This window comes from Paracoccus sp. IB05 (assembly GCF_016405985.1).
Taxonomy (GTDB): Bacteria; Pseudomonadota; Alphaproteobacteria; order Rhodobacterales; family Rhodobacteraceae; genus Pseudogemmobacter.
This window is the reverse complement of the sequence record NZ_JAEFCF010000003.1, coordinates 41,270-64,907: the sequence shown is the minus strand read 5'-3', so window position 1 is coordinate 64,907 and position 23,638 is coordinate 41,270. Positions and strand designations below refer to the sequence as shown.

Sequence of the window (23,638 nt, the reverse complement as noted above, 5' to 3'; positions counted from 1 at the left end):
GTGTGGCCTGTTGTGTGGCCAGTTTTCTGATCCGGTTTCCGGCGCGGCAGCGGCTCATGCGCGGCCCCCTTTGCTCATCAGCGCCGGCGCGTCGCAGGGATGGTCCATCAGCGCCGCCAGCTCATCATCGAGATGCAGGACCGAGAGCGAGACGCCCGCCATATCCAGCGAGGTGTAATAGGGGCCGACCAGCATGTGGCTGACAGTGATGCCATGCGCCGTCAGGCGCTGCCGGATGCGGCGGGTGAGAATGTAAAGCTCCATCGCGGGCGTCCCGCCCAGCGAATTGACCAGCACCGCCACCCGGTCACCGCGCGACGGCGCCATCTCAGAGAGGATCCGGTCCAGCAGCAGATCGGCGGCATCATCGGCAGAGACCAGCTGCTGCCGCTCCACCCCGGGCTCGCCATGGACACCGACGCCGATCTCCATCTCATCCGCGCCCAGCTCGTAGCCGGGGCGGCCGGTATCGGGCAGGCGGGCGGGTTCCAGCGCGAGGCCCATCGTATAGACGCGCTGCGCCGCGCGCCGCGTCACCGCCTCGCAGGCCTCAAGCGAGGCGCCAAGATCCGCGGCCGCGCCCGCGATGCGAAAGACAAAGACATTGCCCGCAACGCCCCGGCGCGAGCCACGGCTGTCGGGTTCTGACGAGGCAATGTCATCGGTGGTGATGATCTGGCGCACCGGGATGCCGCCGGCCTCGGCCATCTCGCGCGCCATCTCGAAATTCATCACATCGCCCGAGAAATTGCCGAAGATATACAAAAGCCCGGCACCGCCATCGACGGCGCGGCTGGCGGCCAGGATCGGGCCGGGCGGCGGGGCGGCAAAGATATTCCCCACCACCGCCGCATCGGCGAGGCCCTGGCCGACATAGCCCCAGAAGCCCGGCTCATGCCCGGCGCCGCCGCCGATCACGATGCCGACTTTGCCCGGGCGCGGGCCGTGCTTCGCCATCACGGCGCGGCTGGTGCCGGGGACAAGGCTGATCAGCGCCTCATGCGCCATCAGCGCGCCGGCGAGGCTTTCATCAACGGCGTTCCGCGCCTCATTTATCAGTTTTTTGCCGTGGCTGCGGGTGGCTGTGGGGACAGTCGCAGCAGGGGCCGGACGGCGGCTGCTTTCCTGCCAGCCATCGGCGGTCAGCACGCCGCGGGCGGTGGCGGCATCGGTCACCAGCACATCGATCAGCCCGCCGCGCAATGCCGCAAGGATTGCGGCCACCTTGTCGATACCGCCCGCCACCGCGATCTTTTGCGGCACGCGGCGCAGCCCGTCGAGATCCAGCCCGATGGTACGGTCATTGACCGGCCCCGAGACCAGCTCGCCCCTGGCCGAGATGAACCGGCCCAACAGGCTGCCGACCGCGTCCTGGTAATGGGCGTGACGGTCGACGCCTTCGAGGAACCCCGAGCTGTGGATCGTGCTTTCGGGTCGCATCGACGAGATGCCCATGATGATGCGATTGGCCTCGGAGAGAACCTGAAGCTGTTCCGCCAGCACCGGCTCTTCCATCAGCATGGCGCGCATCGCGGGTGATGAGACGATCGCGGGCACTGCCAGCGGGATCCAGCGCGCACCAAGCGCCGAGGCAAGGCGCGAGGCGCAGGCTTCGGGCGTCCAGGCGATGCGTGCCGTGGTCGAGCCGGTGGCCTGAACCACGCGGATATCGGCAAGCCCGGGATGATCCAGCGCCGAAGCCAGCGCCAGCACCGACCGCCCCCAGGTCACCGCCAGCGTGTCGCCCGACCGCACCAGCCGTTTCAGCACCATTGCACCGGCCTGCCCAAGCCGTTCGATCAGCGGCTTTCCGTCGCCTTCCGACGGGATCACAAGGCAGTCATGCAGGCCGAAATGGTCCTTCAGACCGCGCGCAACAGAGACCGCCCGAAAGTGCTCGGGCTGGATCTCGATATTGACGAGACCGCGCGCGCGGGCATCGGCCAGCCAGGTGTTCACCGAGGCGCGCGACAGGCCCATCTTCTGCGCGATATCGCTCTGGGTCAGCCCGTCCTCGTAATAAAGCCAGGCGGCCCAGAGGAGCGCATCGTCGCCAAAGCGCATCGGCATTTCCGCCAGCACGCCGCTTTCGGGTTTGACCGCCATCAGCTTGCCCCCCGTGCCAGGCGAGCGGTGAGGCCTTCGCGCAGGCCCTGGAGGATGATCACGGCCGAGGCCGCGCCGGGGTCGATATGGCCCAGTGTCCGGCTGCCAAGCCGCGCGGCACGGCCAAGGGCTGCAACCATGGCGCGGGTGGCATCACGGCCCTCGCTTGCTGCGGCTTCGGCGGCGGCAAGGGCGGCCAGCGGGTCGGGGCCGGCGGCGGCAACTGCACGCGCAGCAGGCCGCCAGGCGTCGAGCATGGTCTTGTCGCCGACGCCCGCCTTGCCGCGCCGTGCGATTCCGTCATGGAAGGCGGTGACCAGTTCGGGGATGCGGGCGGCGGGAATGCTGTCCATGCCGCTGAAAAGCTGCCCGGCGCTCAGGAAGGCCGAGGCGTAAAGCGGCCCGGTGGTGGCGCCCACCGCGTCGAGAAAGCTCTCGGCGGCGATGGGGAACAGCTCGCCCGCGCCCTTGCCCTCGCGGGTTGCGGAGACGAGCGCCCGGGTCAGGGCGGCAAAGCCTTCGGCCATGGAATTGCCGTGGTCGCCATCGCCGATGGCGCCATCAAGTGCTCCAAGCGCCGCGCGTGCCTCGCCGATCCGCAGCGAGACGGTGCGGAACAGGTCGGTCACATCTGCGGCGCTCAGATCGGTCATTTCAGGCCAGGCGTTTCAGCGCGGCATCCGCCAGCGTGGTCAGGATCAGGCAGCAAGAGGTCGCGCCGGCATCCGGCACCCCGCGAGACCGTTCGCCCAGCCGGCTGGCGCGGCCGATCTTTGCCACCAGATCGACGGTGGAATCGCGGCCTTTGATCGCAGCGTCAGACATGGCGGAAAGTGCGGGGGCAAGGCCCTGAGCTTTCGCCGCGTCAAAGGCTTCGACTGCGGGCACAAGGCAATCGATCAGGGTCTTGTCACCGACCTGGGCCGAACCGGTCCGGCGCACCCCCGCAAGGGCGGCATTCAGCACATCCGCAAAGCCATCGGCATCAAGACCCGGGCGGCCCGCAACCTCATCGGCCATCCCCTGGAACATGAAGCCATAAAGCGGGCCCATCGAGCCGCCGATCTCGCTCATCAGCACATCCGAAAGGATCCGCAGCGCCTGATCAAAGCTGGCATCCTCCGGGATCCGGTCTGCGGCGCGGCCAAAGCCCTTGGCCATATTGATCCCATGGTCGCCATCGCCGATCAGCCCGTCGATCTCCGACAGATGCGCTTTGTTGGCGACGATCACCGCGGCGATCTCGCGGACGATCCCGGCGCTGCCCGCCACCGGCACGGATGCGCCGGTGAGGGTGACATTCTTTGCGACCGTGGCGGTGGTGGTCGTGGCACTGGCCGCATGGCGACCATGGGCCACCCCTGCGTTTTTCGGCGCGGCCACCGCACCGGTGGCCATGCCGGGCGCATCTGCTGCGAGATCGAGGAGCTCTTTCAGTTCACCATCCAGCGCCATCACCGTCAGCGTCGCCCCGACCATCTCAAGCGAGGTGAAGTAATTGCCGACGAAAGCCTTGTGAACATGGATGCCCTTGGCATCCAATTGGCTCTCGATCCGGTCATAGAGCACGTAAAGCTCATTGATCGGCGTCGCGCCAAGGCCCGAAAGCAGCACCGAGACCTCGGCGCCCTCCTGCAGCCCGTGATCGCCCAGCACGATCTCCAGCATGTCATCGGCCACCGCATCGGCGGTTTTCAGCGCCTCGACCCGGACGCCGGGCTCGCCGTGATGGCCGATCCCGACCTCCATCGTGCCGGGCTCGATTTTGAAATTCGGATGGCCGACAGCGGGCAGGGTGCAGGGTCCAAGGCCGACACCAACCGAGCGGCAGGCATCGATTGCCTTTTGTGCGGCCTGGATCACCTCGGAAAGCGAGCCGCCTTTCGCCGCTTTCGCGCCGCCGATCTTCCACATGAAGATCTCGCCCGCGACGCCGCGCCGGCGCTCACGCTCGGCCAGCGGTGCCGAGCAAACATCGTCATTGGCAACGACCGTGGCGACCTCGATCCCGTCCGGGGTCACCATCTCTTTCGCCATGCGCACATTCATATTGTCGCCGGCATAATTGCCGTAGAGCACCGCGACCCCGGCGCCGCCATCGGCTGCGCGGATCGCGTCGGCAAAGCTTTTGGCGGTCGGCGAGGAGAAGAGCTCTCCCACCGCCACCGCATCGACCAGATTGCGGCCGGTATAGCCGATAAAGGCCGGCTCATGCCCCGATCCGCCGCCGGTCACGATGCCGACACGGCCCGGCTGCGGTGCCGCCGTCGAGACGACCACACGCGGATTGTCGGGATCAAGCCGCACAAGATCGCGATGTGCACGGACAAATCCCGCGACGGTTTCATCGACGATATCGTCGGGGTTGTTGAGGAAGCGTTGCATATCTGATCCCGTTTTCCGTTCGCAGCCAGGCCGTCTCCTTGCCCCGCGCAGGCTGCGCGGTCCGGCCGGATTTCGGACTGAGCTGGTCTCCTCCGGACGGCGGGCTGCAAAGCTGCCGGCCCCGTCCTGAGCCTGTTTTTTCGTGCCTGCTGATTTTTGTCAAGTCACAACTGAAAAATGTCAGATTGCTTTGGGCGCGCGCCAAGGGCGCAAATATCCTTGCTGCCAGTGCCCCTGTAATTGCGCTCTTTTGCACAGATCGCCCGTGTTCCGGACCATTGCCTTCTCCATCTCGCGTGGGTCCGGATCGAACCCCCACAGCGCCGGGGCGCGGGTGAATGCGGCCGGGAGATGTGAGAGATAGTTCAATACGCTTACGGGTGAAGCCAGCCCGGGCCTGTTGCGGAGTTCCTGCGCGAACCAGACGATTTCGACGGAGTCGATCTGATCGCGCCGCTTATCTGCGATGTGGCAGTCTTTGCGGATCGTGCGCAGAACCTGGGTCTTTGTCTTCCCGATAACCTTCACGGATTGCTCGACATACCTGGCTATGGCATCCCCGAGAGTCTTCCGCTGTATCCGCGTGGTCTTCAGCTTAAGACCTTCGGCGATCACATCGTCAATTTCGACTTCGGTTTTCTTCGCCAGGGCTTTCGCGGTTATCCTCCGGTCGAAAGAGCGCGTTTCCTGGACGCCGTGGCCCCGCCTTGTGATCTGCGCTACATACGCAGTTGTAACGTCCTTCCTGGGGCGTCCCACAATCGTCACCATGCAGGACACCAGGCGTTTTCCGTATGACTCCGTGTCATGCAGCATTCCGAAATGGGCAAAAACAGGCCTGAGCAGGCAAAAAATGAGAAGATGCGTATGACTGAAAAAATGCCAAAAATTATCGATAAATCAGGCGTTTACGGCAGTCACCGGCTATCTGTCGCCCCTATGATGGATTGGATGTTTTTCTTTTTTAAATCAGTATGTTGATCTCTATCGTGTGCAATTCATGTTCATGCTTTGATCGCAGAATTTCGTGGTCTGGCGGGATGCAGCGCAGTTCTCGACCCTGAGTTAGATTGGAATCTGACTAAAGGATGACGAGTCTTCGTCCGCGACGTGCGTCGATAGGAGCATGAGAGCGGGTGCCCGCAAGGAAAGAGGAGGATGAGGGGCGTAGGACGACGATGTCTTCTGCGCCCGGAGGCCGAGCACAACCTTTGAACAGGGCTATAGCCTCAGCGCCTGCGGGCACACGTGTCAGCGCGGAGGGATCGGTCGCCCTCGGAGAGCTTATATTTTGCTGGTTCTGCCCGTCAGGGCGTCGTGCAAATCCCGAACCTTGCGGTTGAGCGCGATCATCTCTTCTGCGGCCATGCCCGCCTTTGTAAACAGGGCTTCACCAAGGCAACGGCTCTCGCTCTTCAACGCTGCCCCGCGCGGGGTCAGCGCGACCGAGACACTGCGCTCGTCATCCGGGCGGCGGGTGCGGGTGACCAGACCGGCTGCCTCCAGCCGCTTGACCAGCGGCGTGATCGTGCTCGGCTCCAGATCCAGTCGCGCCGCAATCGCGCCGACGCCGCGGCCGTCCTCCTCCCAAAGCACGCTCAGCACCAGATATTGCGGATAGGTGATCCGCAGCTGGTCGAGCAGCGGCTTGTAGAGCCGGTTGATCGCCATGGAGGTCGCATAGAGCGAGAAACAGAGCTGGTCTTCGAGGGTCAGATCATGGGCCATGAGGCTGATTATCACGAAATTCGTTATCGCGACAACAAAAAGCTGGACAGGGTCGGGCGCGTGACCTAGTGAATATTATCACAATAAATATTATCGAGAAATAGAAAGAAGGGCGACCATGTCAGTCCAGGTTCTCTATCGCACCAAAGCCACCGCAACCGGCGGCCGTGAGGGGCAGGCCCGCAGTGAAGACGGCAGGCTCGAGGTTGTGCTGTCGACGCCGAAGGAACTCGGCGGTGCCGGCGGCCCGGGCACCAATCCCGAACAACTCTTCGCAGCAGGCTATGCCGCCTGCTTCCTCGGCGCACTGAAAGTCGTGGCGGGGCAGCACAAGGTGAAGCTTCCCGCTGGCGCAGCGATCACGGCCAGTGTCGGGATCGGGCCGCGCAGCGAAGGCGGGTTCGGCATCACGGCGGATCTGGAGGTCAGCCTGCCGGGCATTGCGCGCGAAGAAGCGCAAAAGCTGGTCGAGGCCGCGCATCAGACCTGTCCCTATTCCAACGCCACCCGCAACAATGTCGAGGTCGGTCTGACCCTGGTCTGAGCAGAAGTCCCCGACGTATCCGCGACAGCCGCAGCCCGGCTGTCGCCTCGCCCGCCAGACATCGGCGGTGGCCTTCAACCAACATCATCTCAGGAAAACACCATGTTCGGTATCTCTCCCCTGGGCTGGCTGCACACGCTTGGCAGCCTGCCGGCCATTCCGCTTGCGATTTGGATGCTTGCCCGCCACGGGAGGATCGTGCCCCGATCCGGTGCGGGTGTGGCCTGGTTCATCTTCATGGCGATCGGCGGGCTGACGGTCTTTCTGATCGCAAAACAGCCGGTCAGCATCGGGGTTGGCATCGTGACCCTGGTGCTGCTTGTCGCAGGCTATACGGTCGGGCACGTATCGGCACTTGGCCGCGCCGCTCGCTACCTTGAGACCATCTTTCTGAGTTTGACAGTCTTCCTGTTGCTGGTGCCGTCGGTCAACGAGACCCTGACCCGGGTGCCAAATGGCAATCCCATCGCGAAGGGACCGGAATCGCCGATCCTGTTGGGCGCGCTCGGCACGCTGCTCGTCCTGCTCGTCGTCGGGTTGACGGCGCAGATTCTGCATCTGCGCCGCTCCGGAAGTAACTTCGACGCCGTGCCGCGTTAAGACTTAAGCGCGCGCCCTGTCCGGCCTCAGCCTTTGAACAAGGCCACGGCATCGGCGCCTGCGGGTACGCGCATGGGTGCGGTCGGGTCGGTCGCGACGCGCCAGATCGCCGCAGCCACATCTTCCGCTCTGGTCAGCTCATCTTCTGACCCGCCGGCCAGCCGCGCAAAGACCGCCTGAACCATCTCGGCATAGGGTTCCGGGAAGCCGCCAGCCTGCGTCAGGCGTTCGCGGGCATTGGCGCCAAAGGCGGTGCCCGGCGCCTGGCCCGGCAACACGACATGGGCGCGGATCCCGAACGGAGCGAGCTCCAGCGCCATCACCGCGGTCAGCGCATTCACGGCCGCCTTGCTGGCGGTATAGACCGACAGCAGGTCGTAATTCTTCAGCGTCACGCTGGAGGTCACGTTGATGATCACCCCCGCGCGGCGTGTGCGGAACTGCGGCAACACGGCCTGGATCATGGCGATGGTGCTGAAGGTGTTGGTCTCAAAGATGTCGCGCACGACGTGGATCGGTGTGCCTTCAACCGCGTTCAGCCAGCCGATACCGGCATTGTTCACCAGCACGTCGATCTCGCCTGCGGCTGCCACCGCTGAGGCGATGCTTGCGGCGTCGGTGACGTCCAGTGGCAGGATCGTCAGCCGGTCGGAGGCAGGAAGAAGATCAGCATTCGGCGTCCGCATCGTGGCGATGACTTTCCAGCCTTCTGTCAGGAAGTGCCGAGCGGTTTCCAGGCCGAAGCCCGAGGAGCAGCCGGTGATCAGAATGGTGGGCATGGGGAAGTCCTTTCTCTGTTGCCCTCCCGATCTAGCCATCCCGTAGTCGACGACCTATAATCCGAAGTCCTGGATGATTTATCGAAAGTCCACACTGAGCTCGCCATGACCGATCCGCTGACCCAGATCGTGACCTTGCTGCGTCCCGGCGCGCCCTATGCCAAGATCGCCAGCGCTTCTGGTGCCTGGCGGGTGCGCCGGGATGAGGACAGCATCGTCTTCTACAACCTGACCCTTGCGGGGCGGGCGCTGCTTGAAGTGGACGGGCGCCCGCCGATCCTTCTTGAGGAGGGCGACTTTGCGCTGATCCCGGCCGCCAAGCGCTTCACGATCTCAAGCCCTGATCCCGTCCTGCCGAAGGGGCAGTTCTCCGTGCCTGTGCTGCTTGCGCCCGGGCAGGTGCGCATCGGTGATCCTGATCTGCCTGTCACGACGCAGCAGCTTGTCGGCCACTGCACCTTTGGCGCGCGGGATGCCGCGCTGCTGCTGACGCTGCTCCCCGATCTGGTTGTGATCCGTGGCGAGGCGCGGCTCGCGATGCTGATCCGCTTGGTTGCCGATGAGGCGCGGGCGGTGCGGCCGGGCCGCGAGGTGGTGCTGGAACGGCTGCTGGAAGTTCTGCTGATCGAGGCTTTCCGCGCATCCAGAGGCATCACGGCCCCGCCAGGCCTGTTGCGGGGGCTTGGTGATCCGCATCTGTCCACCGCCTTGCGCGCCATGCACTCCGATCCGGCGCGATCCTGGACGGTGGCGGAACTGGCCCGCTCTGCGGGCCTGTCACGTTCCGCCTTCTTTACTCGGTTCGAGCGCGAGCTCGGGCTTGCCCCGATGGCCTATTTGACCGGCTGGCGGATGAGCCTCGCCAAGGACCGGCTGCGGCGAGGGGACGGCAGTCTGGCGGAGATCGGCGCGGCCCTGGGTTATGGCTCGGCCAGCGCATTCAACACGGCTTTTGCCCGCGAGGTCGGTCAGCCGCCGGGACAATATGCGATGTCGGTCTCTCGGTTGGTGCCCGAGGATGTGCCGGTCTGAGGAAGGACGCGTCCTGCTCGGCCTCAAGAGCCCGGTCGAGAGCCATTGATGCCGCATAGCGTCGTTCTTTGAAGTGGTCGTTTGCTCAAGCGCGGCGAGGGGGCGTAGTTTCTCGTAAAGGGTTTGAATGATAAAGGCTTACGAACCCACTTCGTCGTAAGCGCGGCGGTGTTCCCTTATGGTCTGCAGGTTGTCACGGACCCAGAAGTTGAACCCCTCAAGGGCGCGCAAGGCGCCGATACCCATGTCGGTCAGTTCATATTCGACGCGTGGCGGTACTTCCGGGAAATAATACCGGGCAACCAGCCCATCGCGCTCAAGGTTGCGCAGCGTGAGTGTCAGCATACGCTGCGTCACGCCAGCGACTTCCTTCTTCAGCGTTGAGAAGCGGAGCCGATGTCCCTCTGCGAGTGAAAGCCGCCAGAGCACCGGAACAGTCCACTTGTCACTCAGCAGCGCACAGACCCCGTTTGATGCAACGGGTCGAAACACCCGGCTATCCCCGGACCCTCGCGGCGCGTCGGCATGAATCTGTTCGTCCAAGGGTATCATTCTTGTGCCTGATGCAGTAAAATGTGCCGTCTTCCGGCGGGTTTACGTCGGTATATATGGATAGCCCTTGTTCCATGCGAGGGTATCCCATGACCAATGATAAAAGACCCATTCTGGTTTTCGGCGCCACCGGGCGGCAGGGAGGATCCGCCGCCAGGGCATTGCTGAGGGCAGGGCGGCCTGTTCGAGCGCTTGTCCTGGACGCCACGGGTACCGCATCTCTGACGCTGCGGGATGCAGGCGTTGATCTTATCCAGGGCTCATTCGAGGACAAGGATGTCATCCGCTCTGCCATGAAAGATGCCTATGGTGTCTTCAGCGTATTGCCGGGGAACCTGGCCGCTGAAGACGAAGTTCGCTATGGGATCGCGATTGCGGATATCGCAGCCGAAACCGGCATCGAGCATCTCCTCTACTCCTCGGGAGCCAGCGCGGGAGATGTGCTGACGGGCGTGCCGCGCTTCGACGCCAAGCCCCGCATCGAGGCGCATGTCCGCGCCCTTCCCATCACGGTCACCATCATCCGGCCGATGATCTTCATGGAGATGCTGGTGCGGCCGGGCTTCGGACTGGATCAGGGCCGGCTGGTGTCGCTGATCCGGCGGGATCAGGCGATCCACCTGACCGCGGTGGAAGATATCGGCAAATTTGCTGCCGCCGTGTTTGCCGACAGGGCTCGTTTCGGCGGTAAGACCATGAAGATCGCCAGCGACCGCGTGACAGGACGCGAACTGGAACTGGCGTTCTCTGAGGCTGCGGGTCGTCAGATCACCTATGAGCGCTTCCAAGATGATGTTCTCTCCGCAAACGCGGACCTCGCGCATATGGCGAAGAGCCTGGAAGACGGCCCACTTTCAGAAGGGGTTGACCTTGATGCCATGCGCGAGATCAACCCGGAACTGCTCAGCCTGCGTTCCTGGCTCGCGGGAAGTGGGCGTGCGGCGCTTGAGCAGGCTCTGGGAACCACAGGCTGACGGTAGCAAGTGCCGGGCGACACAGAGTGACGAGAGCTGGAGCGGCTCTGCGACCTGGTGGACATAAAGCCTTGTTCCGCAAGTCAGCACCGGAGGTTGGTGCAGCAAAGCTTCGGCCTCAGGCTTGACCTTCGTCCCGAATCGTAACATGTATAGTTACATGAAGCGTGACAGCCGTCTCTCCTCCGTCCTCCATGCTTTGCTGCATATGGCAGAGCATGAGGGGCCGATGACTTCTGAGGCCCTGGGGAAGTGCCTCGGGGCCAATCCCGTCGTCGTGCGCCGTACGATGGGGCTCTTGCGCGAGGCGGGGCTGGTCTCGGCCGAGCGGGGGCATGCGGGTGGCTGGCGCATCAGCGCCGATCTGAAGACCGTCAACTTGCGCCAGTTGCATGCGGCACTGGGCGAGCCCGCGATCTTCGCGATCGGCAACCGCAACGAAACCCCGGAATGCCTTGTGGAGCAGGCGGTGAATGCCGCGCTCGACAAGGCCTTCCTCGAGGCGGAGGCGCTGCTGCTCGACCGCTTCGCCGATGTAACCCTCGCCGATCTGGCCGCCGATTTCGCGCGGCGGCATGCGGAAAGGCGCGCAAGCAAGGATTAGACCAGATGCAGGACGTGATCGTGATCGGGGGCAGCTACGCCGGAATGGCAGCCGCCCTGCAGCTTCTGCGTGCCCGGCGCAAAGTGCTGATCATCGACGCCGGCGAGCGGCGCAACCGGTTTGCCAGCCATTCACATGGTTTTCTGGGGCAGGACGGGGTCGATCCGGCGGTCATCCATGCGAATGCCCGCAATCAGCTGACGGCCTATGCGACGCTGGAATGGATGGAGGGCAGGGTAATCGCCGCCTCGGGCCGGAAGGACGATTTCATGGTGGAGACGGCTGGGGGGAGCCAGCATCGCGGGCGCCGCCTGCTGTTCGCGACCGGGGTGCGGGATGAGCTACCCGCGATCCCGGGGCTGGCGGATCGCTGGGGGCGGTCTGTGTATCATTGTCCCTATTGCCATGGCTACGAGCTGAACCAGGGCCGCATCGGAGTCATCGGCACGGGACCGATGTCGGTCCACCAGGCGCAACTGCTGCCGGAATGGGGTGAGACGACCCTGTTCACCAACGGCGTCACACCCCTTGATGCCGGGGCGGAAGCGGATCTGGGCCGTCGCGGAGTCACAGTCGAGCGGCAGCCGATCACCGGGATCGAAGCGGAGGCAGAGGTGGTGCTGACCGACGGGCGCCGCCTGAACTTCGCGGGTCTGTTCACCGCGCCACGCTGCGCGCCGGCCAGCGATCTGGCGGCAAAGATGGGCTTCAGGCTGATCGAGACACCGATGGGCCTGCAGATCGCGACCGGAGAGGCGAAGGAGACCGATCTGGCCGGCGTCTTCGCCTGCGGCGATGCGGCCCGAGTGCCGCATTCGGTGTCGCTGGCGGTGGGCGATGGCGCCTGGGCGGGCGCGCAGCTCCACCGCTCGTTCGTCTGGCCGGAAGGCTGATCGCTGTGATTTCGCAGGTTCGATATTCAAGGAGGCTACCATGACCGACGCCGATCCCCGCGCGCATTGGGATGAGATCTACTGCACGAAGCGCAGCACGTCGTCGGGACAGCCGAGCAAGCTGCTGGTGCAGATTACGGAGGGGCTGACCCCGGGGCGATCTCTCGATCTCGGCTCGTCGAATGGCGACGATGTCGTCTGGCTTGCGACGCAGGGCTGGCAGGCGCTCGGGGTCGACATCTCGGGCGTCGCCTGCGACCGCGCAACGGCCCGCGCGGCCTCGCTTGAGCTGCAGGGCCACGCCCGGTTCGAGGCGCGGGATCTGGGGCAGGGCCTGCCGGACGGCTCCTTCGATTTGATCACTGCGCTTTATTTTCAAAGCCATGTCGATCTGCCGCGCGCTCGGGTGCTGCGGGAGGCAGCCGGACGCGTCGCGCCTGGCGGCTATCTTCTGATCGTATCACATGCCGCGCCGCCACCCTGGGCGAGTGCAGAGATGCTGGCGAAGGCCGACCCCTTCCCAACGGTGGAAGAGGAATTGGAGGTAATCGCTGATGCGCCAGAGGATTGGGTCATTCGGAAGGCCGAGAAGGTCTCGCGCTTCGGAAAAGGCCCGGATGGCACATCAGCTGAGCTTTGGGACAACCTGGTCTGGCTGCAGAGATGCGCCGCTTGACGAAAAGGCAGCGACGGGAGGCGGGCTTTCAGGACGAGGTCCGCTGAGGCGCTGTTGCCAGAAGCTGCACCTCCACAGGCATCGGGGATGTGCTCACGGAGAAGACGGCCTCGATCGCAGCGATGCGGGGCGAAGCGGTCATTGAGCTTCAAGATAGCCTATCTGATGGGGCTAAGCTGGTCGTGAAGGGGGTAATCTGCGCATGGCCTTGACCGGATGCCGCATTATGCTCGCCGTGCCGGTTGACCTGAAATATAGAGGAGAAGCTATGGCACTACTGGCAACTCTCCTCGCTTCGGCAGTCAGCTTTATGGGAATGGGCCGCCGCCGCCCTGGCCATTCTCCGTAGCAAAAAGCTCAGGAAGCTCGGTGGGGCCGCATCGGTGGAAGAGAGGCTGAACCGCTTTGGTTTCTGTTGCGCCCTCTTGTCTGTCGGCCTGCTGATTGTTGTCATCGTCCTCGGACGCTTGTTCGAGAGTATCTGACTGCTGTTAGGGCGCGGCTCAACGTATTCAGTGAGAGTGTTCGGTCTTTGTGTATGGCTGATCCGGTCTATGCTTCATCGAAAATAAGCATGGTGGACGATCTCCAAGGAAATACTGGATGAGCTGCGGAAGGGCGTTGAACGCCCCGAACTTTTTCGACGATACCGGGCTGAAGAAAGAGCTGAAGTTACGGCTCATGGAACGGATATTCTGGATCAACGCGTCGCACAAACCTACGACCGTCAGCTATGGCCCGGAGAAACATGCTGCACTGCAGCGACCAGCAGGGATCACTGGACGCAGGGGGCGGCCAGAGTTTGGCAAGCTCGGCCCCTGCCGATGCTGCATGGCCGCATTTCTGGAAGCCGACATTCGACTAGCACCGCAGCGAAATCGCGGCCAAGATCGCAGGTCTGTGGAACACTTCTGCCGTTGATCTGGTCACTCTCCAGCAGGTGCGATCACCAGTTGAGAGGCGATGAAATCAACACATATGCGGGCTTTCGGTGACAGGTTGCAGCTGGACGGCCAGATCGCCTTGGACTCGACGCTGCCTGATGCCGCGCCCTCGAGGATAGCGACCACACATTCTCGATCCATTTGTTCGCGCACTGCAAAAACAGGAAGGCAGGCTAACCCTGATCGGCCGCTACCATGACGATCAGGGGTTCTATGGTGCTGGCAACGGCCGTGCCAGGCATGTTGATAGGGCGGGCAAGCGACCATTCCTCCAGTCGCCCGGTCGCAGGCTGGCGACGGAGGAGGCAACAGTATTGGGCCAAGTTGTGGATCGCGCACCAACGGTGTTTCTGCTTCTGTTCGGCAGGCCGCTTTCCTTGTCGGTCCTGGTGACCGGCGTTCTGCTGCTTCTGATCACCTTGCCGCAGTGATTGTGACAGGTGAAGGTGCCGCGAGGTAGCACATCCTATGACCTTGCCAGAGTTTGTTCACGCCAGACTGATCCGGCGCGCGGGTTCAGGCGTATAAGATAACCAAGATAAGAATCCGACGCGCAGAAACACCCAGAGCCCGCCAGCGCGAAGCCGAGCACCTTCACCCTGCCACGCGCTACTGAGCCGCAACATGAAAGGTTCCCCATGCTGAATGTGATTTTGCTCTACACGGTGACGGCGACAGTCTTCCTGGGGCTCGACATGCTGGGCATCCGCTACATCGTGCGCCCGGTGTTCGAGCCGCATGTCGGACATCTGTTCGCCTCGCCCTTGCGGCTGGGACCGGCGGCGGTGTTCTACCTGTTCTATGTCGCCGGGCTTTTGCTGTTCGTCTCCTGGCCCGCGTTGAAGGCAGGGGCGCCAATGCAGGCGCTTTGGTATGGGGCGCTCCTTGGCGCGATGTGCTATGGCACCTATGAGATGACGAATTATGCCACCCTGGCTGACTGGTCCTGGAAGCAGGTTGTAGTGGACGGGCTTTGGGGCACATCCCTGACCGGATTTGCCGCCTGGGCGGGGGTGGCAGCGCTTAGCGGTCGGGTTTCCTGACCGCAAGGCGCGCGGTCAGACGCAGCGACAGCGCATAGGGCAGCAATCTCAGCAACTTCATCGCAAGCGTAAAGCGCTTCGGGAAATGTAGTTCGAACGCGCGGGTCTGCAGCCCCCGGATTACGGCCTGCGCCGCTTCCTGGGGCGTGACAATGGCGGGCATGTTGAATGCGTTCTTGTCGGTCAGCCTTGTGCTGACGAAACCCGGACAGACCAGCCGTACATCGACGCGCGGGGCCAACTCGACCCGGAGGCTTTCAGCGAGGTTGTTCACCGCCGCCTTGGTTGCGCTGTAGGGCTGGCCTGCCGGCAATCCCAGATAGCCCGCGACAGATCCGAACAGAACCAGCTGGCCCCCATCACAGATCAGCGGCGGGGTCAGGCGGGCGACATCAAGGCTGCCGAGGAGGTTCACCGTCACCAGCCGCGCAGTCGCCTCGGGGTCGAGGTCGGCAATCAGGCCGGGATCGTAAAGCGCCGCAGTGCAGATCACCGCATCGAGACTGCCCGGCGTGATGCCGGCACAGGCCACATCAAGCGCGCCCGGCGTCGCAAGGTCGAGAGGCAGAACCTGTGCCCCGCCACAGCCTGCAGCGAGTGCTTCAAGCGCGATCGCGTTGCGCGCCGACAGGATCAGCGTCGCGCCCTCTTGTGTAAAGGCGCGGGCGAGGGCCGCGCCGATCCCCTCGCTCGCCCCGATGATCCAGACGGTTTTGCCGCTGAGCCCCATCGGCTCAGATCCGGAACAGCGGTTGCAGCAGGCGCGGGATCATCGCGCGGAACCGCAAAGGCGCATCGGTTGCGGCCAGACAGATGCAGGGGCCTTCCATCCCGGCCATGGGCTGATGGTCGATCTCATCGCCAGCGGTCTCAACATCACCCACGCCAAAGCGCCCCTCGCTGTCCGAGAAACTGCCCTGCAGCACCAGCGTCAACTCCAGCCCGCCATGACTGTGCTCGGGCACAGCCCGGCCTGCCGGGATGTAAAGGAGGCGCAACGACCCCTCCCGATCCGCCGAAAGGATCTGCTGGCGGATGCCGCCGCCCAGCATCCGCCATTTCGGTGGCTGGCCGCCCAGCGCCTGCATCACCGGTGCAGGAAAGATGCCCGAGCGTGCAATCGGTGCGCTTGGCGGAGACGTATCCTCCAGCGCGGCAAGCAGCCGTTCCTTCGCGCCGGAGCTCATGGCGCTCGGTGCTACGCGGTCGAGTAGCGCGCCACCCAGTATCTCGGCCGCCTCGGCACGTGCCCGGCAAGCGTCGCAAAGCGACAGATGCGCCGCGACGACAACCGAAAACGCATGCGGCAGATTGCCGGTGACATAGGCGTCCAGCAGGTGGTCAGAAATGTGATGCGTGATCTCGGTCATGGCTGCCTCAGATCTTTCAGGTCGCGCCGCAGTCGTTCCAGCCCCAGGCGGATCCGGGATTTGATCGTGCCCAGCGGAAGGCCGGTCATCTCGCTGATGCGGCTGTGCGGCAGATCCTCGAAATAGGCCTGTTCCAGTACCTTCGCCTGATCGGGCGACAGTGCTTCCAGCGCGCGGCGCAGCATCGATGCCTCTTGCCCGAGCGCCAGGATCTGCGGCGCATCGGGCTCCGATCCTTCGGGTTCTGCCAGCGGATCGGGTTCGGGCGGCGGCTTGCGGCGGGCAAGATCGATGCGGCGATTGCGGGCGATGCGGTAGATCCAGGCGCTGGCTTCGGCGCGGTGCGCATCGAACTGCGCGGCCTTGTGCCAGACCGTCAGCATGACATCCTGGACAACATCCTCGGCGCTGCCGTCACGTAATCCGCCCCGGATCAGCATGGCCTTCAGCCTTGGGCCGAAATGGTCGAAAAGCTGCAAAAAGGCCGTGCGGTCGCGGCGGTCGCGCACGGCAAGCAGCCATAGGGTTGGCTGCGTCGGGCTGGTCTTGTCATTGGACAAAAAGCCGTTCTCCTCGGATGCCGGTCGCGCATCGCCATGATGCATTGCGCCCCTGCTCTCGGGCGGCGCTATCACATTCTGGCTGCTGCGGTCATCTTGCATCATGGAATGGAATACGCTGCAGCTCACGGATCAGATCACCGCGTCACAGAATTTGCCGGTGCAGGAGATTTTTACGTCGGGTGATGATCTGTTACCCTGGGGGTTGCGTATTCCTCTCGGACAGGACCGAAGGAGACCGCCTTGCCCTTTGACGCATCCCGCGGCGCACCGCAGAAGATCGCCATTATCGGCGGCGGCATTTCCGGCCTGTCTTCGGCCTGGCTGCTGTCGCGCCACCATCAAGTCACGCTCTATGAGGCGGCCCCGCGCTTGGGCGGCCATGCCCGTACCGTGATGGCCGGGCGGCGTGGCGATGTGGCGGTCGATACCGGCTTTATCGTCTTCAATTACGCCAATTACCCGCATCTGACGGCGATGTTTCGCGATCTGGATGTGCCGGTGCAGCGCAGCGACATGAGCTTTGGTGTTTCGCTGGATCATGGCCGCCTGGAATATGCGCTGCGCTCGCTGGATGCGGTTTTCGCGCAGCGCCGGAACCTGTTGCGCCCCCGCTTTCACCGGATGATCCGTGACATCCTGCGCTTCAACGCGCAGGCCGAGGCGTCCGCGCGGGGCCGCCCCGAACTGACCATTGACCAGTTGATCCGGGACTTGGGCCTCGGCGCGCGGTTTCGCGACCAGTATCTTTATCCGATCTGCGGCGCGATCTGGTCGACACCTGCGCGCCAGATCGGTGCCTTCCCGGCAGAAGCACTTTTGCGCTTCATGTCCAATCATGCGCTGATGTCGCGTGGCGGTCAGCATCAGTGGTGGACGGTTTCGGGAGGCAGCATCAGCTATGTGACCCTGCTCAGGGATCGGCTGGCGGCGGCAGGGGTCAGCCTGCGGCCAGCGACCCCGGTCCGTGCGATCACGCGCAGCGATACCGGGGTGGTCGTTCAGACCGACGGCACGGCAGAGAGCTTCGACCACGTGGTTATGGCCTGCCATGCCGATCAGGCGCTGGCCTTGTTGAGTGACCCGTCGGGGGCTGAGACTGCCGCCCTGGGCGCGGTGCGGTTCCAGGACAACCGCTCCGTGCTGCATGCCGATCCGCAAGTGATGCCAACCTGCCGCAAATGCTGGAGCTCGTGGATCTACCGCGATGACGACCCGGCTGCGGGCAAGGCTGTTGGCGTCACCTATTGGATGAACCGGCTGCAATCGCTGCCCGAGGAGGATCCGCTTTTCGTCTCCCTCAACCCCGGCACGACCATCGACCCGGCGCTGATCTATGAAGAGACGGTCTATCGCCATCCGGTTTTCGACCATGCCGCGCTGAATGCCCAGACCGCTTTGCGGGGGATGCAGGGCCAGCGGCAGACCTGGTTTGCCGGTGCCTGGCTGCGCAATGGCTTCCACGAGGATGGATTTGCCAGCGCCATGCGGATCGCCCACCAGCTTTCGCCCGCGAGGGTTTGAGGGATGGGTGATCTCGCATCCACCCTCAGGGGGGGAGAGGTGCTGCACCTGACGGCAGATGTCAGCCATGCCAGACGTGGTGCGCTGCGCCACGCCTTCCGCTACCGCGTGGATTATCTGCTGCTCTCGCCCGAGGCTGTCCGCCCGCAGGGCCTGTTCCGGCTGGGCCGACTGGGGCTATTCAGCTTTCATCAGCCCGACCATGGCGGCAGGCGCAAGGCGGGCGCCGGGGCGGCCTGGGCATGGGCGGCGCTGGAACAGGCTGCGCTGACACGCGATGGCACAATGACCCTCGCGCTGATGGCGCAGCCACGTTTTCTCGGCTTCTGGTTCAATCCGGTCAGCTTCTGGATGGTCCTGCGCGGCCCGGATCTGCTGGCCGTCATTGCCGAGGTCAACAATACCTTCGGCCAGCGTCATTCCTATCTGTGCCACCTGGAAGATTTCGCTCCGATCCGCCCCGAAGACCGGCTGAGCACTGCAAAGCTGTTCCATGTCTCGCCTTTTCAGGATGTTGCGGGCGGATACGAGTTCCGCTTCACAGTGACCAACGACAGGTTTGCGATTTTGATCCGGCAGATCAACGGCGCGGAGGGTCTGCTCGCAACCCTGCAAGCGATACCCCGCCCCCTGCGCCAGCCCGCGCTGCTTGGCGCCGCCTTGCGCCGTCCGGGAGGGGCGCTGCGGATCGTCGTTCTGATCTACTGGCAGGCCCTGCGCCTGCGACTGAAGGGCGCCACCTATCGCCGCCTGCCCGTGCCCCCGGATGAGGAAATCAGCTGATGAGCCTGCTTAGAAACCGCTTTCTCGCCTCGCTTGAGGGCATCCGCCACGGGCGTCTTGCCCTGACCACCCCCGAAGGCCACCGCCACCAGTTTGGATCCGATGGCCCCGAAGCCGCGATCCATATCACCGACTGGGCCATGCTGTCCGCGCTGGCGCAGCGCGGCGATGTCGGATTTGGCGAGAGCCATATCGCCGGTCATTGGGACAGCCCGGATCTCGAGGCGCTCCTGGTGCTCGCGATCCGCAACCTTGACCACCTTGGCGGGCAGGCCCGGCAGGGGCTGCTTTCCGGTCTGCGCTTTCGCCTGACCGACCGGCTGCGCGCGAATTCGCTGACCGGCTCGTCGCGCAACATTCGCGCGCATTACGATGTCGGGAATGAGTTCTACCAGCTCTGGCTCGACCCCGGCATGAGCTATTCCTCGGCGTTGTTTGACGGCACGGATGATCTGGAGACCGCGCAGGCCCGCAAGAATGACCGTATCCTGTCGCGCCTTGCGCCCGGCGAGCGGATCCTCGAAATCGGCTGCGGCTGGGGTGGTTTTGCCGAGGCTGCTGCCAATACCGGCCGCCATGTCACCGGGCTGACGCTGTCCCCTTCGCAAAAGGGCTATGCCGATGCGCGGCTGGACGGGCGCGCCGAGATCCGGCTGCAGGACTATCGTCATGCCAGCGGGCAATACGACAATATCGTCTCGGTCGAGATGATCGAGGCGGTGGGCGAACGCTACTGGCCCGCCTATTTCGCCACGCTGAAAGCCCGCCTCGCGCCCGGAGGCCGGGCGGTCCTGCAGGCGATCACCGTCTCGGACGCGGAATTCTCGGTCTATCGTAAAAGGTCCGACTTCATCCGCCAGCATATCTTCCCCGGCGGCATGTTGCCCAGTCCCGCGATCCTTTCGCATCAGGGCGCAATGGCCGGGCTGGCGCTGCGCCACAGTTTCTCCTTTGGGCAGGACTATGCCCGCACCTGCCGGATCTGGGCCGCCCGCATGGCCGAGGCCGCGCCGCGCATCCACCGTTTTGGCTATGATGCGGCCTTCCTGCGCGGCTGGCGCTATTACCTCGAGGGCTGCGCCGCGACTTTCGCGACGGGGCGGACGGATGTGGTGCAGGTGGAATACAGCCATGCCGATGATATGGCGATGGCGGCATGACGATGCCTGCAATCCTCTGGCTGAGCCGCGACTTCCGCTTTGATGACAACGCGGCACTGTCGGCGGCCTGCGCTGACGGCCCTGTCCTGCCGGTCTTCATTCTGGATGCGGCGACACGGGCGCAAGGTTCGGCCAGCCGCTGGCGGCTGGGGCGGGCGCTTGCCGCCTTTGATGCCGCCTGGGCGGCGCGGACCGGCGAGCATATCACCGTGTTGGAGGGTGAGGCGGCAGCGCTGCTGCCCGCCCTCGCTGCCCGCCTCGGCGCGACGGGCATTCATCAGAATGACTGGCCCGCGCCTGCGCAGCAAAGGGTGCAGGCGGCTTTGCGTGATGCGCTCGGCAGTGGGCCGGTTCGGCTTCACCTGCATTCTGGGCACCTCCTGATCCACCCCTCCCGGATCCGCACCGGCGCGGGCGGCAGTTACAAGGTCTATACTCCCTTCGCCCGTGCCGTGCGGCAGGCCGGGCCGGATCGCCCGCTGGCGGCGCCCGGGCATCTGACAGCACTCCCAGCCATCGGGGAACTGCGCGCGGAGACCCTGAACCTCGCGCCGGATATGTATCGCGGCGCGGCCGTGCTGGCAGAACAAGCGCTGCCCGCAGGCGAGGCTGCTGCATTCGGGCGGCTGGATGATTTCTTTGACCGCGCCAGGGACTACCCCACCCATCGCGACCGCCCCGATATCGAAGCAACCTCGGGGCTTTCCGAGCATCTCGCTTTGGGGGAGATCAGCCCGCGCCGCATCTGGGCCACGGCAAGTCTGCGGGGTGAGGTCGAGCCATCCCTGGCCACAGGCAGCGAGAAATTCCTTTCTGAGGTTTTGTGGCGCGAGTTTGCCTGGCATCTGCTGCTGGCGTTCCCGCAGATGCCGGAGGCGCCCTGGCGTCCCGAATGGGCGGCCTTCCCCTGGGCAGGCGAAAGCCCTGCCGCCACCGCCTGGGCCCGGGCAGAGACGGGCATCGCACTGGTCGATGCAGGTCTGCGCGAAATGCGGGTGACCGGGCGGATGCACAACCGCGTGCGGATGGTGGCGGCAAGCTGGCTCACCAAGCATCTCATGACCGACTGGCGCATCGGGCTGCACCATTTCGCGGACAGTCTGACTGACTGGGACCCTGCGGCCAATGCGATGAACTGGCAATGGGTGGCCGGCTGTGGCCCGGATGCCTCGCCGTTTTTCCGCATCTTTAATCCGGAAAAGCAGGCCGCAACCTTTGACCCCGAAAGCCGCTACCGCGACCACTGGCTGCAAGGCGAGGGCGCGCGGGCCTATGCTGCCACCTTGCCCGCGTCCTGGAACAGTCCCGCCAGATGGAGAAGCGCAGACACTGCGCCCCTGCTGGCCAATGGCCGCAGCCGCGCCCTTGCCGCGCTGGAGCGGTTCAACCACGACAATTGACAGGCTCTGCGCGAAGAAAGGGTGATCCGATGCCACAAAAAACGCTTTCGATCCTGGTTCTGCTGCTGGCGCTGGCCTTTGCCGCCGCGCCGCTGCTTTCCGGGGGCTTCAGGCCGGAGCAGTTTCCCGTCACCGATGCCTGGCCCGCGCAACCAGCGGGATGGGCGTTCTCGATCTGGGGTCTGATCTATCTCGCGCTGATCGTTGCCGCTGTGATTGGTGTCTTACGTGGTGGCCCGGACTGGACGCAGGCGGCAGGACCGCTTGGCATTAGTCTGTCGGTTGGCGTGTTCTGGATCGCGGCAGCCAATCATGTGCCACTGCTGGCGACCGCGATGATCATGGTCATGGCGGGCTTTGCCATTCTGGCCTGGCTGCGCAGTGGGCCCGCGATCTGGCAGCACCTGCCGCTTGGCCTCTATGCGGGATGGCTGACGGCGGCCACCGGGGTGGCCTTTTCGGCGGCGTTGACCGGTTACGGCCTCCTGCCCGCCAGGACGGCTGCAGTTCTGATGCTGTTGGCAGTTCTGGCGGTTGCGGTCGTGATCCTTACGCGCCCGCAGAGCGACTGGACCTTTGCACCTGCGCTCATCTGGGCGCTGATCGGGGTGATCGCGGCGAACGTCGATCCGCTCAATCCGGTGGTGACCGGCATCTGTGGTGCAGGGGTGCTGCTGGTCTCGGTGCTGGCACTGCGCCAGTCGCCCGCGTCATATGGGAGGGTCAGATGACACCGGATGCTGTTCGGCCAGAGATCACCGATCTCATCCTCAGGGTTGCCCTTCGGGACCGTGTAGCCTTTGATCGGCTCTATGCGGCCACGTCGGCGAAACTTTTCGGCACCTGTCTGCGTGTCTTGAAAGACAGAGCGGAGGCTGAGGACGTGGTGCAAGAGGTGTTCATCGGGATCTGGCTGAAGGCGGACCGCTTTGCGCTGACCGGGCAAAGCCCGATGTCCTGGCTGATCGCGATTGCCCGCAACCGGGCGATCGACCGGCTGCGGATGCGGCGCGGAGTACTCTCGGCGCTGGACGATGACGCCATGGAGGTCCGCGACTCTGCGCCCGGACCCGAATCTCAGGCGGTTGCCGCTGGAGAGCGCCGCGCGCTTGAGGGCTGCCTTGGTGAACTGGACGCCGGTCGCGCCGCTGCGGTGCGCGCGGCTTATCTGGATGGCGACAGCTATGCCGATCTTGCGGTCCGCCATGCTGTGCCGCTGAATACGATGCGAACCTGGCTCAGGCGTAGCCTGATGCGGTTGAAGGAGTGTCTGCAAAGATGAGCGACACCGATATGGATCATGTGCCTGACGGCGATGACATCCTCGCAGCGGAATTCGCGCTTGGAGTTTTGTCGGACGATGAACAGGATGCCCTGGCCCGCCGGGTTGAAACCGATGCGGCCTTCGCCAGGCTTGTGGGGGAATGGGAGGACCGCCTTGCCCCGCTGTCCGAGGGCTTCCTGCCGGCTGATCTGCCGCCTGCGGTCAAACGCGCGCTGGATCTGCGGCTTTTCGGGGCCGCTCAGGCGCGGCCCGGTTTCTGGTCAAGCCTCGCGCTCTGGCGGGGGCTTGCAGGCGCGGCCACCCTGGCCTTTGTGCTGGCCATGGCCTTGCACGGTCTGAAGCCTGCGGTGCCGACAGACCGCCTCGCAGCATCGCTGACTGCCGAGGGCAGCAGCGTCACCTATCTGGTCCTCTACGACAGTGCCACCGGCAGCGTCAGCCTTGCGCATATGAGCGGCGATCCGGTCGAGGGGCACGACTTCCAGCTCTGGATCGCGCGCGGCGCCGAGGCTCCCGTTTCGCTTGGGGTGATCCCGGCCGGCGTCTCGACCCGGGTTCCTGTCACCAGCGATCAGATCCGCGCGCTGATGACCACCGCCGCCCATATGGCGATCAGCCTGGAGCCGCCCGGTGGCTCGCCCACCGGCCTGCCGACAGGGCCGGTTCTGGCGGTGGGCGATCTGCTCGACATCTGAT

The 23,638-nt window shown here is 64.4% G+C and carries 26 protein-coding genes; 16 read left to right on the top strand and 10 right to left on the bottom strand.

The annotated features are described in order from the left end of the window. Positions 1-54: 54 nt before the first annotated feature. The 4 genes from JC607_RS03065 to JC607_RS03050 all read right to left on the bottom strand — a co-directional run bounded on the left by JC607_RS03065 (position 55) and on the right by JC607_RS03050 (position 5,262). Positions 55-2,106: a bifunctional sugar-binding transcriptional regulator/dihydroxyacetone kinase subunit DhaK gene (locus JC607_RS03065; protein ID WP_233092586.1), complete on the bottom strand. Its 2,052-nt coding sequence runs from the start codon at positions 2,104-2,106 to the stop codon at positions 55-57. Next, complete coding sequence (dhaL, locus tag JC607_RS03060; RefSeq protein ID WP_198835481.1) at positions 2,106-2,759, bottom strand: dihydroxyacetone kinase subunit DhaL; 654 nt, start codon at positions 2,757-2,759, stop codon at positions 2,106-2,108. The genes JC607_RS03065 and dhaL (JC607_RS03060) overlap by 1 nt, the downstream gene beginning before the upstream one ends. Before the next feature lies 1 nt (position 2,760). After that, positions 2,761-4,491, bottom strand: coding sequence for a dihydroxyacetone kinase subunit DhaL (dhaL, locus tag JC607_RS03055; RefSeq protein WP_198835480.1), 1,731 nt, complete (start codon positions 4,489-4,491; stop codon positions 2,761-2,763). 180 nt (positions 4,492-4,671) lie between these two features. Beyond that, positions 4,672-5,262: a hypothetical protein gene (locus tag JC607_RS03050; protein ID WP_198835479.1), complete on the bottom strand. Its 591-nt coding sequence runs from the start codon at positions 5,260-5,262 to the stop codon at positions 4,672-4,674. 36 nt (positions 5,263-5,298) lie between these two features. Between JC607_RS03050 and JC607_RS03045 the strand changes: the two genes are divergently transcribed. Next, complete coding sequence (locus tag JC607_RS03045; protein WP_198835478.1) at positions 5,299-5,472, top strand: hypothetical protein; 174 nt, start codon at positions 5,299-5,301, stop codon at positions 5,470-5,472. Positions 5,473-5,775: 303 nt separating this feature from the next. Here the strand turns inward: JC607_RS03045 and JC607_RS03040 are convergent, their stop codons facing one another. Continuing rightward, a complete protein-coding gene (locus tag JC607_RS03040) occupies positions 5,776-6,219 on the bottom strand; it encodes a MarR family winged helix-turn-helix transcriptional regulator (RefSeq protein WP_198835477.1) in 444 nt (147 codons plus the stop codon). Positions 6,220-6,337: 118 nt separating this feature from the next. Between JC607_RS03040 and JC607_RS03035 the strand changes: the two genes are divergently transcribed. Together JC607_RS03035 and JC607_RS03030 are read left to right on the top strand one after the other, a co-directional pair. Continuing rightward, positions 6,338-6,763, top strand: a complete 426-nt coding sequence (locus JC607_RS03035) for an organic hydroperoxide resistance protein (protein WP_198835476.1) — start codon at positions 6,338-6,340, stop codon at positions 6,761-6,763. Positions 6,764-6,865: 102 nt separating this feature from the next. Continuing rightward, on the top strand, positions 6,866-7,363 hold the full coding sequence (locus JC607_RS03030) for a hypothetical protein (protein ID WP_198835475.1): 498 nt from the start codon (positions 6,866-6,868) through the stop codon (positions 7,361-7,363). 26 nt (positions 7,364-7,389) lie between these two features. On the opposite strand, the gene JC607_RS03025 is transcribed toward JC607_RS03030, so the two are convergent. Next, the gene (locus JC607_RS03025) at positions 7,390-8,142 is read right to left on the bottom strand and encodes an SDR family oxidoreductase (protein ID WP_198835474.1); all 753 of its coding nucleotides are present in this window, start codon (positions 8,140-8,142) and stop codon (positions 7,390-7,392) included. A 105-nt stretch (positions 8,143-8,247) separates the two neighbouring features. Here JC607_RS03025 and JC607_RS03020 point away from each other — a divergent pair, with 105 nt between their 5' ends. After that, positions 8,248-9,174, top strand: a complete 927-nt coding sequence (locus JC607_RS03020; protein ID WP_198835473.1) for an AraC family transcriptional regulator — start codon at positions 8,248-8,250, stop codon at positions 9,172-9,174. 138 nt (positions 9,175-9,312) lie between these two features. Here the strand turns inward: JC607_RS03020 and JC607_RS03015 are convergent, their stop codons facing one another. After that, positions 9,313-9,717: a helix-turn-helix domain-containing protein gene (locus JC607_RS03015; RefSeq protein ID WP_304612917.1), complete on the bottom strand. Its 405-nt coding sequence runs from the start codon at positions 9,715-9,717 to the stop codon at positions 9,313-9,315. A gap of 98 nt (positions 9,718-9,815) precedes the next feature. Here JC607_RS03015 and JC607_RS03010 point away from each other — a divergent pair, with 98 nt between their 5' ends. The 5 genes from JC607_RS03010 (at position 9,816) to JC607_RS02990 (ending at position 14,860) form a co-directional block, all read left to right on the top strand. After that, on the top strand, positions 9,816-10,700 hold the full coding sequence (locus tag JC607_RS03010) for an NmrA/HSCARG family protein (protein WP_198835471.1): 885 nt from the start codon (positions 9,816-9,818) through the stop codon (positions 10,698-10,700). A 160-nt stretch (positions 10,701-10,860) separates the two neighbouring features. Continuing rightward, positions 10,861-11,304: an Rrf2 family transcriptional regulator gene (locus JC607_RS03005; RefSeq protein ID WP_198835606.1), complete on the top strand. Its 444-nt coding sequence runs from the start codon at positions 10,861-10,863 to the stop codon at positions 11,302-11,304. 5 nt (positions 11,305-11,309) lie between these two features. Further along, complete coding sequence (locus JC607_RS03000; RefSeq protein WP_198835470.1) at positions 11,310-12,197, top strand: NAD(P)/FAD-dependent oxidoreductase; 888 nt, start codon at positions 11,310-11,312, stop codon at positions 12,195-12,197. 40 nt (positions 12,198-12,237) lie between these two features. Then, positions 12,238-12,873, top strand: a complete 636-nt coding sequence (locus tag JC607_RS02995; RefSeq protein ID WP_198835469.1) for a bifunctional 2-polyprenyl-6-hydroxyphenol methylase/3-demethylubiquinol 3-O-methyltransferase UbiG — start codon at positions 12,238-12,240, stop codon at positions 12,871-12,873. Between the two features lie 1,585 nt (positions 12,874-14,458). After that, a complete protein-coding gene (locus JC607_RS02990) occupies positions 14,459-14,860 on the top strand; it encodes a DUF2177 family protein (protein WP_198835605.1) in 402 nt (133 codons plus the stop codon). On the opposite strand, the gene JC607_RS02985 is transcribed toward JC607_RS02990, so the two are convergent. The 3 genes from JC607_RS02985 to JC607_RS02975 are packed head-to-tail and all read right to left on the bottom strand — an operon-like array spanning position 14,841 to position 16,919. After that, a complete protein-coding gene (locus tag JC607_RS02985; protein ID WP_198835468.1) occupies positions 14,841-15,590 on the bottom strand; it encodes an SDR family oxidoreductase in 750 nt (249 codons plus the stop codon). The genes JC607_RS02990 and JC607_RS02985 overlap by 20 nt on opposite strands. Before the next feature lie 4 nt (positions 15,591-15,594). Next, the gene (locus tag JC607_RS02980) at positions 15,595-16,230 is read right to left on the bottom strand and encodes a ChrR family anti-sigma-E factor (protein ID WP_198835467.1); all 636 of its coding nucleotides are present in this window, start codon (positions 16,228-16,230) and stop codon (positions 15,595-15,597) included. Next, on the bottom strand, positions 16,227-16,919 hold the full coding sequence (locus JC607_RS02975; protein ID WP_370584741.1) for a sigma-70 family RNA polymerase sigma factor: 693 nt from the start codon (positions 16,917-16,919) through the stop codon (positions 16,227-16,229). The genes JC607_RS02980 and JC607_RS02975 overlap by 4 nt, the downstream gene beginning before the upstream one ends. Positions 16,920-17,033: 114 nt before the next feature. On the opposite strand from JC607_RS02975, the gene JC607_RS02970 reads away from it, so the two are divergent. The 7 genes from JC607_RS02970 to JC607_RS02940 are packed head-to-tail and all read left to right on the top strand — an operon-like array spanning position 17,034 to position 23,637. Beyond that, positions 17,034-18,314: an NAD(P)/FAD-dependent oxidoreductase gene (locus JC607_RS02970; RefSeq protein ID WP_198835466.1), complete on the top strand. Its 1,281-nt coding sequence runs from the start codon at positions 17,034-17,036 to the stop codon at positions 18,312-18,314. Positions 18,315-18,317: 3 nt separating this feature from the next. After that, positions 18,318-19,097 carry a DUF1365 domain-containing protein gene (locus JC607_RS02965; protein WP_198835465.1) on the top strand — a complete coding sequence of 260 codons (780 nt, stop codon included), beginning with the start codon at positions 18,318-18,320 and terminating at the stop codon, positions 19,095-19,097. Then, positions 19,097-20,257 (top strand): cyclopropane-fatty-acyl-phospholipid synthase family protein, encoded by a 1,161-nt coding sequence (locus tag JC607_RS02960; RefSeq protein WP_198835464.1) that lies wholly within the window; start codon positions 19,097-19,099, stop codon positions 20,255-20,257. Before JC607_RS02965 ends, JC607_RS02960 begins: the two co-directional genes overlap by 1 nt. Next, entirely contained in the window at positions 20,254-21,657 is a 1,404-nt protein-coding gene (locus JC607_RS02955) for a deoxyribodipyrimidine photo-lyase (protein ID WP_198835463.1), read from the top strand. Before JC607_RS02960 ends, JC607_RS02955 begins: the two co-directional genes overlap by 4 nt. 29 nt (positions 21,658-21,686) lie before the next feature. Beyond that, complete coding sequence (locus JC607_RS02950; RefSeq protein WP_198835462.1) at positions 21,687-22,388, top strand: hypothetical protein; 702 nt, start codon at positions 21,687-21,689, stop codon at positions 22,386-22,388. Next, entirely contained in the window at positions 22,385-22,939 is a 555-nt protein-coding gene (locus JC607_RS02945) for a sigma-70 family RNA polymerase sigma factor (protein WP_198835461.1), read from the top strand. The genes JC607_RS02950 and JC607_RS02945 overlap by 4 nt, the downstream gene beginning before the upstream one ends. Continuing rightward, positions 22,936-23,637, top strand: a complete 702-nt coding sequence (locus tag JC607_RS02940) for an anti-sigma factor domain-containing protein (protein WP_198835460.1) — start codon at positions 22,936-22,938, stop codon at positions 23,635-23,637. The genes JC607_RS02945 and JC607_RS02940 overlap by 4 nt, the downstream gene beginning before the upstream one ends. The last annotated feature ends 1 nt before the right edge of the window (position 23,638 follow it).